Genomic DNA, 9,506 nt, shown 5'->3' with positions numbered 1-9,506 from the left:
TAATTCGTCAAGCGCTGAAGCAAACTTTATTTCGTTTTGTTTCAACCCTTGTGACCGTGAGCGGCTTGCCCCGTGTCAGTGGATGCGCATTATAGGGAGCCGCGATTTTTGCGCAAGGGCTTTTTTGCCCCCCTCACACCGTTCGTTCTTTTTTTGCTCCATTTGCAGTTAATCACGCCAGTTTGGCGACTTGCTGTGCAAATTCCACCAGGGAGGGATAGACATGATCGGCCATGGCTTCCGCCTCCGGAGTAATCGCCTTACCGGTTCTAACCAGGATTTTTGTTTTGACCCCGGCCGCTTCGGCCGCCTTTAAGTCGGAAAGTTTATCGCCCACCATATAGGAGGCGTCGAGATCGATGCCCAGTTCGTTAGTGGCATCCAGCAACATGCCCGGAGCCGGCTTGCGACAATCACAGGCCTGGGTGTTGGGGCCCTTGCCTTCGGTCGGATGATGGGGACAGAAATAAATACCATCCAAATCGACTCCCCGGTCGGCCAGCGACCAGTCCATCCACTCGGTCAGGGTCATAAAGTCATCTTCGGTAAACAGGCCACGGGCAATACCGGATTGGTTGGTGACCACCACCAGCAGATAGCCTTTTTGCTTCAGGGTCTTCAACGCCTCGATCACGCCATCGATAAAGATAAAGTCGTCGGAATGTGACACATAGCCGGTGTCCTGGTTGATTACACCATCGCGGTCGAGAAAAATTGCCGGTTTAGTCACTCAATAATCCTTAGGTTGTGCCTGCTCGTTCAGGGCCACAGTATGACATATGCCCTGAGGTTTTGGCTGACGTTTTCCCGATGCTATCTCCCGATGATAATGACAGGCAACCCTGTGCTCCCTCCCTTCCAACAGGGGGACCTCCAGGCGACAACGTTCGCCGGCATAGGGACAGCGGGTGCGAAAATGGCAGCCGGAAGGTGGAGCGGCCGGTGAGGGTAACTCACCACTGAGCATGATGGGCGCCTTGCGGGATCTCGGGTCCGGCTCCGGGATGGCGGCGATCAACGCTTGGGTATAAGGGTGCCGCGGTGAATGATAGAGTTCCTCGGCCGGCGCCTGTTCAACGATACGCCCCAGGTACATGACCGCAATCTGATCGGAGATATGTTTCACCACCGACAGGTCGTGGGCGATAAACAGCATGGCCAGGCCATGCTCCTGCTGCAGAGACAGCAACAGATTCAGGATCTGTGACTGCACCGATACATCCAGGGCCGACACCGCCTCATCGCATATCAGCAGGCGCGGCTGCAGGGCCATGGCCCGGGCGATACCGATACGCTGACGCTGACCACCGGAGAACTCATGAGGATAGCGATCGAAGGCCGATACCGGCAAACCGACCCGGCGGAGCAAGTCTTCGGCCCATTGCCGTCTTTCCCTGGCATTGCCCAGGCCATGAATGACAAAAGGCTCCTGCAGCACGGTGCCTATGGTATGTCGACTGTTGAGGGATTCTTGCGGATCCTGGAATACCATCTGCATCTTTTGCCGTAAGGGCCGCATCCGGGAAGGAGAAAAATGGGTGATGTCCTGCCCTTCGAACAGGATGCGTCCGTCGGTCGGTTCCTCCAGCTTGAGCAGGGCACGCGCCAGCGTCGACTTGCCGCAGCCCGACTCTCCCACCAATCCCAGGGTTTTGCCTGCCTCCAGCTCAAAACTGACCCCATCCACCGCATAGAGGATCCGCCCCTTGCGCAACAATCCTCCCCCCAGGGTAAAGTATTGTTTCAACCCCTCGACCTTCAGCAAGGTACTCATTGGCCCCACTCCCGCCAATGATGGCACCAGACGCTGTGGTTTTTACCGTCCAGCTCGGCACGGGGCTGGGTCACGCATTTGGCGGTGGCGTGGGGACAACGGTTGACAAAACGGCACCCGCTCACCTGCTCCTCGATAGAGGGCACCTGGCCCTTGATGGTGGGCAGGATGGCCTTGTTGGGGTGGCTCAGGCGGGGGATGGCCGCCAGCAGCCCCCGGGTATAGGGGTGCAGGGGGCGTTCAAAAATATCATAGACACCGGCCTGCTCGGCACTGCGCCCGGCATACATCACCAGTACCTGGTCGCACACCTGGGCAACGACCCCCAGATCATGGGTAATAAAGATCACCGCCATACCGGTTTTTTCCTGCAGCGCTTTAATGAGATGGAGGATCTGTGCCTGAATGGTGACATCCAGCGCCGTGGTAGGTTCATCGCAGATCAGTAAGTCCGGCTCACAGGCGAGGGCCATGGCAATCATCACCCGCTGCCGCATGCCCCCGGACAACTGGTGAGGATAGGACTTCAGCCGGGCCTCGGCCTCCGGCAGCCCCACCTGCTGCAGCATCGCCAGGGCCGCCCGTTTTTGCGCCGCCTTGCCGAGCTCGGGCCTGTGCAATCGATATACCTCCATCAGCTGCCGCCCCACCGTATGCACCGGGTTCAGTGCCGTCATCGGCTCCTGAAAGATCATGGCTATCTTGTTGCCACGGATGTGATAGCGCCGTTCGGCACTCAGCGCCAGCAGATCCTGCCCCTGGAACAGGGCTCGCCCGGCCACCACCCGCCCCGCCGGCCTGGGCAGCAACCCCAACAGGCTGAGGGCGGTCACGCTCTTACCGCAACCGGACTCCCCCACCAGCCCCAGGGTCTGCCCCGGCAATACCGAGAAGCTGACGTCATCAACCACCCGAAAGGCCCCTTCTTCGGTGGTAAAGCTGACCGCCAGGTGTTCAACCGTTAACAGCGGGCCCATCAGGACTCCTTACGCCGCCAGGTTTCAACCACCTCCAGCACCGACTCATATTGCTTGCCGCCAGCCTTGAGCTCGTCCTGCAGCTTCGTATCAATCCAGAATAGTCCCCCAGTGCTGTAGGGATAGCCTTCCATCGGCCAAAACAAGGAGGGGGATTGCTTGGTTCCTTTCGAATCTGGCAACTTGACATAACGCCAGTAGGCTTCACGGGTATAGGGCACCTGATAGCCGGGGATAAAAATCGCCAGCTCATCTACCCGTCGCTGGATTTGCCGGGAAATCTTGGCCTTATCCTGTAACTCGAAGGTGATCCTGTAACTCTCAACCAGCTGATCCAGCAGGGGATCACTGATATTGAAAAGGTTGTTGGTCTGGGGCTTGTCGGCATTGACCGAATGAAAAAACTCCCAGTACTGGGGATAGAGGCCGCCGCCGCCCCAGCCCAACCAGGCGGCTTCATGATTTTTCTCCAGCATCACCTTGAAGCCAGTCGCCCCGTCCACCAGGTTCAGCTGCAGATCCAACCCCGCCTTGCGCGCCTCTTCCCGCAGTATCGCCAGCCGGGATGTGTGTTCCTGGGTGGTATAGGTCAGGGCCAGGCTCAGCCTGTCACCCTCGCCATTCATCAGGATGCCGCCGGGCCCCTGGCGGTCGTAGCCGGCGTCGGCAAACAGGGCTCGGGCCTTGGTGATATCGAACTCCCGGGCACGAATATCATAGTCGATAAAATCACCGTAGCCGGTGCCGAAGGTATGCATCCGCTCATAGTCCCCCCGCAAGATGGTGTCCAGCATGCGCTGCATGTTGATGGCATGGGCGATGCCCTGCCGCACCCGGATATCCCGCAGCCTGGGATGAGAGGTATTCAGGTGAATGCCCTGGGGACCTTGCTGTATATCGTTATAGAACCAGATACGGTTGATCAGGCCATTGCGATATTCCGGGGTGTCCGTCTTATCATGCCACCATTCGGGCAACACCAGGCCGAAGGTATCCACCTCGCCGCGCAGGAAATGGCGATAGGCAATGTTGAGATCCCGCACCACGGTCAGGCGAATCTCATCGACATTGAAGCGGTGCTGATAATAGGTCAGTTCATTACCCCACCAGTCATCCAGTCGCTTGAAGCCGATCAAGCGGCCACGTTTCACCTCATCGATGACATAGGCGCCGGTGACCGGCACCACGGCCCAGTTGTATTTGCGCACCCAATCGTCGCTCATTTCATAATAATGCCTGGGCTGAGGAGTCAGGCCGACGGTATTGAGCAACTCCTGCCGGCTCTTGGGCGAGCCCGCGGTCACCGAAATGGTGTGCTCGTCATATTTAGTGATATCAACGATTTCTTCGGTGTAGTAGTTGTTATACCAGGGCGCCCGTATTACCTCCGAGCGCATGAATTCCAGGGCAAATAGAAAGTCATCGGCGGTCACCGGCTGGCCATCGGACCAGCGCGCCCTAGGATTCAACTTGAAATACATGGTCTTGTGATCATCGCCGAAGGCCCAGTGGGTGGCCAGTGCCGGAATCGGCCTATCGGTATCCGGGTGCATACTGTACAGGCCCAGCTGGTTTTCCAGCACAAAAGAACGGAAGCCGCCGTTGGAGTCCGGCCCCACAGTGCGGAACGTCAGCGGGAAGCTGGTCATCATCATGTTGAACACCCCCCCCCGCTTAGCCTCGGGAGAGGCGAAGATGGGATCCTCATTATTGGTTTCCCATTGCAGGCCGGCCGGCAGTTCCGCGGCCAGCAGACCGAAGGCACAGCACCACACTGTGATTATCGACATGAGCTTTTTCATCATCTTCCCTGCCTATTCATAACGCGAAAAATGTTTGGGATCGAAGGCTTCCCGGATAGCCTCCCCGATAAAAGACACGGTAATCAACACCAAGGACACGGCGGTCACCACAGAGGCCACTATCCAGGGTGCATCCAGGTTATTCACCCCCTGGCGCAGCAACTCCCCCCAACTGGGGGTCGGCGGCGCCAGACCAAAGCCCAGATAGTCCAGCGCCGTCAGCAAAGAAATATTGGCCACCACGGTAAAAGGCGCCAGGGTGACTATCATCACCAGGGTATTGGGCAGGATGTGGTGAACGATGATACGGAGCAGTCCGGCGCCCTGGGCCCGGGCGGCAAGGATATAGTCCCGGGCTTTTTCCTTGTAGGTCAGGGTTCGCATATACCAGGTGATGCCCATCCAGCCGAACAGCACGTTGATGGCTACGAACAGGGTGAAGTTGGGTTGGGTCAGGGACACCAGTATCATGATCACGTATAAAAAGGGTACCTGTGACCAGATTTCGATAAACCTTTGAAAGATAAGATCAAACTTACCACCCAAAAATCCCATCAGGCAACCGATGATGACCCCTATGGTGTAGCTGGCGGTCAGGGCGATAAAGGCGAAGCCGACCGCGGTACGAAAACCGTAGACCAGGCGGGCCAATATGTCCCTCCCCGAATTGTCGGTGCCGAGGAAATGCCGGCTCTCCAGGCTGGGGGCATTGGGTGGAAAGCTGCCGGTGCTGTAATCCTGCTCATAGGGGCTCCAGGGCACAGGGGGCAGCAGCACCCAGTCGTCGGGCCGTTCGGCCAGCACCTTTTTCAGCTCCCGGTAGTTGGTTTCGTAGCGATAGCCGAGGCCAAAGGTATCGCCGGTGATCACAGCGCCATAAGTAGGGAAATAGATCCGGCCCTCGTACTTGACCAGCAGCGCCCGGTTGTTGGCCCACAGCTCGGCACAGAGCGCCAGCAGCACCATCAGGGCAAACAGGCAAAAGGCATAATAGCCCCGCTTGATAGCCCGGAAACGGCGTAGTTTCTTGCGGGTGAGTTCCGAGATCAAGCTAGCCATCGAAGCGCACCCGCGGATCCACCAGCGCCACACACATATCCGACAAGATATTGCCCACTAGCATCAGCAGCGAGGTGATCGCCAGTATGCCCATCACCACCGGATAATCCCGTTCCACCACGGCCTCGTAGCCCAGCAGACCCAGGCCGTCGATATTAAAGATCACCTCGATCAGAAAAGAACCGGCGAAAAACACCGAGATCACATTGCCGAAATGACTGGCGATGGGGATCAGGCTGTTGCGCAGGGCATGGCCGGTGACCGCCTTGTGAAACGGCAGCCCCTTGGCCACGGCGGTGCGTACATAATCGGCGGACAGATTTTCCAGCAGGCTGTTCTTCATGGTCATGGTAAGCACGGCAAAGTCCCCGATGGCATAGGCGATCAACGGCAGCAGGGCATGATGGAACAGGTTGAACGTCTTGGGCCAGAAGCCGTCCAGATAATCAAAATCATCACCGACAAAACCGCCCATCGGGAACCACCCCAGCTGGAAGGCGAACACCGTCAGCAGGAAGATGCCCACCACGTAGGCCGGCAGCGCATAACCGGCGTAGATCAGCATGGAGCTGATGCTGTCGAAACGGCTGTTATGTTTGAGCGCCTTGAGGATACCCAGCGGGATGGACACCAGATAGCTGAGGATAAAGGTGCTGATCCCGAAGAAAGCCGACACCGGCAGTCGTTCCTTGATCAACTCCCAGACCGGATCATAGTAGCGGGTCGAATGGCCCAGATCGAACCGTACCAGCTTGTTGAGCCACTCCCAGTAGGACTCAAATACCGGCTTGTCCAGACCGTAAAACTCCTTGAGTTCTTCGATTTGCTCTTCCGACAATACCTGGCCGCCACGGCTGGAGGAATACTGACTGGTTTCGCTGCCCGCCAGCTGCGACTGCATCAGCATGCGTTCGACCGGACCTCCGGGGACAAAACGGGTGATGGCGAACACCACCAGGGTAATGCCAATAAAGGTAGGTATCAGTAACAATAACCGGCGCAGAAAGTACTGGCCCATAGGTATCCTTATATGCCGAAAACATCCATGCCAGCCGGCTGCGGCTCAGGCGCCTGCCTCAAGACAGCCCGAGTCGAACACGCACCCATCTGGATCTTTGGCGAGCTGCAACTTCAGGCTACCAGCCGAACCTGGAGACCTAAGCCTACCCTATCTCATTAGGAATAAAGATAGCAAGATACGCACCAGCCTGATACGGCCGATGGCAGGCAGGGAAATTTACATTGACTCAGACGTCCAGACGGCTTAGCATCCACTGTTATTCGTTATGCTTGCATGACGTGTCTCTACTCTCATCTGTTATAGCAGTGAATAACAAGGCCGGAAGGGTTTACCTCCGATGATAAAACTAAGCGGTATCAGTAAAAAATATGGCGACGGTGACCAGGCCGTCTATGCCCTGAAAACGGTCGATCTGGAGATCGAAGCCGGCCAGATCATGGGCGTAATCGGTGAGTCGGGGGCGGGTAAAAGCACCCTGATCCGTTGCGTCAATATGCTGGAGCGCCCGACGCAGGGCTCTGTGGTGGTCGACGGTCAGGAGCTGACCGGCATGGACAACCGTGCCCTGGCCCGGAGCCGTCGTAAGATCGGCATGATCTTCCAGCATTTCAACCTGTTGTCTTCCCGCACCGTATTCGCCAATGTGGCCCTGCCCCTAGAGCTGGCGGGCATGGACAAGGCGGCCATCAAACAGCGGGTGGATGAACTGCTGGAGCTGGTCGGCCTGAGCCACAGAGCCAATGCCTACCCCAATGCCCTGTCCGGCGGCCAGAAGCAGCGGGTGGCGATCGCCCGGGCACTGGCTCCCAAACCCAAGGTATTGCTCTGTGACGAAGCCACCTCGGCGCTGGATCCTCAGACCACCCAGTCCATCCTTACCCTGCTCAAGGATATCAACCGCAAGCTGGGCCTGACCATCTTGCTGATCACCCATGAAATGCAGGTGGTCAAAAGCATCTGCGATCGGGTCGCCATCATCAACGACGGCGAGCTGATCGAACAGGGCGAGGTATCCTGGTTTTTTGCCAATGCCAAAACCGAGCTGGCCCGGCGCTTTATCGCCTCCACCATCCATCTGGAAATACCCGATGAATATCAGCAACGGCTGACGACGGAGCCGGCAGCAAATACTTTGCCCCTGGTACGCCTGGGCTTTACCGGTGAAACCGTCGACTCGCCGCTGATTTCCATATTAAGCCGCAGCTTCGAGGTGGATGTGACTATCCTCAGCGCCGATATCGAATATGCCGGTGGGGTCAAATTCGGCTTTATGCTGGCCGAGCTGGCCGGCGAGGCAGAACAGACCCAGGCGGCCATCGCCTATCTTCAAGAACATAAAATTCAGGTGGAGTTACTCGGTTATGTCCGATGCCATGATTAATCTGCTGTTGTCAGCCTTATGGGAAACCCTGATCATGACCTTCGGCTCGGGCGCCATCGCCTGTGTCCTGGGCATCCCCCTGGGTATCGCCCTGCATGTCACCAAAGACGGGCAGATTTGGGAAAACAAGGCCCTCAACAAGGTGCTGGGTACCATCATCAACATTGGCCGCTCCATTCCCTTCATCATCCTGTTGGTGGCCATCATTCCCTTTACCCGCCTGGTGGTCGGCACCAGTATCGGCACGGTCGCGGCCATAGTTCCACTGACCGTCGCCGCCATTCCCTTCGTCGCCCGCCTGGTGGAAGGGGCGCTGATGGAAGTGCCTAACGGCCTGGTCGAGGCGGCCCAGGCCATGGGCGCCAAGCGCAGCCAGATCATCACCAAGGTGTTGTTGGCCGAGGCCCTGCCCGGCATGCTCAACGGTATCATCATCACCCTGGTTACCCTGGTCAACTACTCCGCCATGGCCGGCGCCATCGGCGGCGGCGGCCTGGGGGACGTGGGCATCCGTTACGGTTATCAGCGTTTCGATCCGCAAATCATGCTGATCACCGTGGTGATGCTGGTGGTTCTGGTACAAATCATTCAAAGTATCGGCGAACGACTGGTCACCCATGTCGATCATCGCTAAATCATCTTAAGGAGCTCTGTCATGAAGTTGGGATTTAAATCATTGGCCACCGTCGGTGTACTGGCCTCCGCCCTGGCCCTCGCCGGCTGTGGAGAAGAAACCAAGGAAACCGCCAAGGAAGAAGCGGCCAAGCCGCTGCGCCTGGGGGTGATTGCCGGCTCCGAAGAACAGGTGGCCGAAATCGCCGTGCGCGTCGCCAAAGAGCAATACGACCTGGACGTAGAGCTGGTGTCATTCAGCGACTATGTCACCCCCAATGTGGCGCTAAACGACGGCAACCTGGATATCAACGCCTTCCAGCACAAGCCTTACCTGGACAAGCAGATCGCCGACCGGGGCTACACCCTGGTGCCCGTGGGCAACACCTTTGTTTATCCCATCGCCGGCTACTCGAAACAGATCCAGTCGCTGGATGAACTGGCGGACGGCGCTAAAGTCGCCGTACCCAACGACCCGACCAACCTGGGCCGTACCCTGCTGTTGCTGGAACAACAGGGCCTGATCGAAGTGCGTGACGAAGCCGGTCTGGAAGCTACCACCCTGGACATCACGGCCAACCCCAAAAACCTGCAGATCATCGAGCTGGAAGCACCTCAGCTGCCCCGCTCGCTGGAAGATGTCGCGCTGGCGGTGATCAATACCACCTATGCTTCGCAAATCGATCTGCTGCCTTCCCGTGACGGCCTGTTCGTGGAAGACAAGGAGTCGCCCTACGTCAACCTGATCGTATCCCGGGAAGACAACCAGGACGACGAGCGGATCAAAACCTTTGTCAAAGCCTATCAAAGCGAAGAAGTCTATCAGGCCGCACTGGAGCTGTTTAAAGGCGGCGTAGTCAAAGGCTGGTAAGCCAACACT

General features: G+C 57.6%; 9 protein-coding genes. 3 read left to right on the top strand and 6 right to left on the bottom strand.

Going from position 1 to position 9,506, the window contains the following annotated elements:
• Positions 1 to 172: 172 nt before the first annotated feature.
• The 6 genes from gmhB to ABD806_RS17385 are packed head-to-tail and all read right to left on the bottom strand — an operon-like array spanning position 173 to position 6,630.
• The gene (gene gmhB / locus ABD806_RS17410) at positions 173 to 730 is read right to left on the bottom strand and encodes a D-glycero-beta-D-manno-heptose 1,7-bisphosphate 7-phosphatase (RefSeq protein ID WP_344960086.1); all 558 of its coding nucleotides are present in this window, start codon (positions 728 to 730) and stop codon (positions 173 to 175) included.
• On the bottom strand, positions 731 to 1,774 hold the full coding sequence (locus ABD806_RS17405; RefSeq protein WP_344960085.1) for an ABC transporter ATP-binding protein: 1,044 nt from the start codon (positions 1,772 to 1,774) through the stop codon (positions 731 to 733).
• A complete protein-coding gene (locus tag ABD806_RS17400) occupies positions 1,771 to 2,751 on the bottom strand; it encodes an ABC transporter ATP-binding protein (RefSeq protein ID WP_344960084.1) in 981 nt (326 codons plus the stop codon). Before ABD806_RS17400 ends, ABD806_RS17405 begins: the two co-directional genes overlap by 4 nt.
• A complete protein-coding gene (locus ABD806_RS17395) occupies positions 2,751 to 4,556 on the bottom strand; it encodes an extracellular solute-binding protein (RefSeq protein ID WP_425583173.1) in 1,806 nt (601 codons plus the stop codon). The genes ABD806_RS17400 and ABD806_RS17395 overlap by 1 nt, the downstream gene beginning before the upstream one ends.
• A 9-nt stretch (positions 4,557 to 4,565) precedes the next feature.
• Positions 4,566 to 5,612 carry an ABC transporter permease gene (locus tag ABD806_RS17390; protein ID WP_344960082.1) on the bottom strand — a complete coding sequence of 349 codons (1,047 nt, stop codon included), beginning with the start codon at positions 5,610 to 5,612 and terminating at the stop codon, positions 4,566 to 4,568.
• Positions 5,605 to 6,630: an ABC transporter permease subunit gene (locus tag ABD806_RS17385; RefSeq protein ID WP_344960081.1), complete on the bottom strand. Its 1,026-nt coding sequence runs from the start codon at positions 6,628 to 6,630 to the stop codon at positions 5,605 to 5,607. The genes ABD806_RS17390 and ABD806_RS17385 overlap by 8 nt, the downstream gene beginning before the upstream one ends.
• Before the next feature lie 340 nt (positions 6,631 to 6,970).
• On the opposite strand from ABD806_RS17385, the gene metN reads away from it, so the two are divergent.
• From metN to ABD806_RS17370, 3 genes are read left to right on the top strand one after another with little or no spacing between them, the layout of a single operon-like run.
• Positions 6,971 to 8,014, top strand: a complete 1,044-nt coding sequence (metN, locus tag ABD806_RS17380; protein ID WP_344960079.1) for a methionine ABC transporter ATP-binding protein MetN — start codon at positions 6,971 to 6,973, stop codon at positions 8,012 to 8,014.
• Positions 7,995 to 8,648, top strand: a complete 654-nt coding sequence (locus ABD806_RS17375) for a methionine ABC transporter permease (RefSeq protein WP_344960078.1) — start codon at positions 7,995 to 7,997, stop codon at positions 8,646 to 8,648. Before metN ends, ABD806_RS17375 begins: the two co-directional genes overlap by 20 nt.
• Positions 8,649 to 8,669: 21 nt before the next feature.
• Entirely contained in the window at positions 8,670 to 9,497 is an 828-nt protein-coding gene (locus ABD806_RS17370; protein ID WP_344960077.1) for a MetQ/NlpA family lipoprotein, read from the top strand.
• Positions 9,498 to 9,506 lie beyond the last annotated feature (9 nt).

The organism is Zobellella aerophila (assembly GCF_039539325.1).
Lineage (GTDB): Bacteria > Pseudomonadota > Gammaproteobacteria > Enterobacterales > Aeromonadaceae > Oceanimonas > Oceanimonas aerophila.
Note: the sequence above shows the minus strand (reverse complement) of the source record. Positions and strands in the feature narration are given on the sequence as shown.

Excerpts from the sequence above, each read along its gene's own strand:
- ABD806_RS17400 (WP_344960084.1), bottom strand. The coding sequence starts at position 2,751 with ATGGGCCCGCTGTTAACGGTTGAACACCTGGCGGTCAGCTTTACCACC.
- ABD806_RS17375 (WP_344960078.1), top strand. The coding sequence starts at position 7,995 with ATGTCCGATGCCATGATTAATCTGCTGTTGTCAGCCTTATGGGAAACC.
- ABD806_RS17390 (WP_344960082.1), bottom strand. The coding sequence starts at position 5,612 with ATGGCTAGCTTGATCTCGGAACTCACCCGCAAGAAACTACGCCGTTTC.
- metN (WP_344960079.1), top strand. The coding sequence starts at position 6,971 with ATGATAAAACTAAGCGGTATCAGTAAAAAATATGGCGACGGTGACCAG.
- ABD806_RS17405 (WP_344960085.1), bottom strand. The coding sequence starts at position 1,774 with ATGAGTACCTTGCTGAAGGTCGAGGGGTTGAAACAATACTTTACCCTG.
- ABD806_RS17370 (WP_344960077.1), top strand. The coding sequence starts at position 8,670 with ATGAAGTTGGGATTTAAATCATTGGCCACCGTCGGTGTACTGGCCTCC.
- ABD806_RS17395 (WP_425583173.1), bottom strand. The coding sequence starts at position 4,556 with ATGATGAAAAAGCTCATGTCGATAATCACAGTGTGGTGCTGTGCCTTC.
- ABD806_RS17385 (WP_344960081.1), bottom strand. The coding sequence starts at position 6,630 with ATGGGCCAGTACTTTCTGCGCCGGTTATTGTTACTGATACCTACCTTT.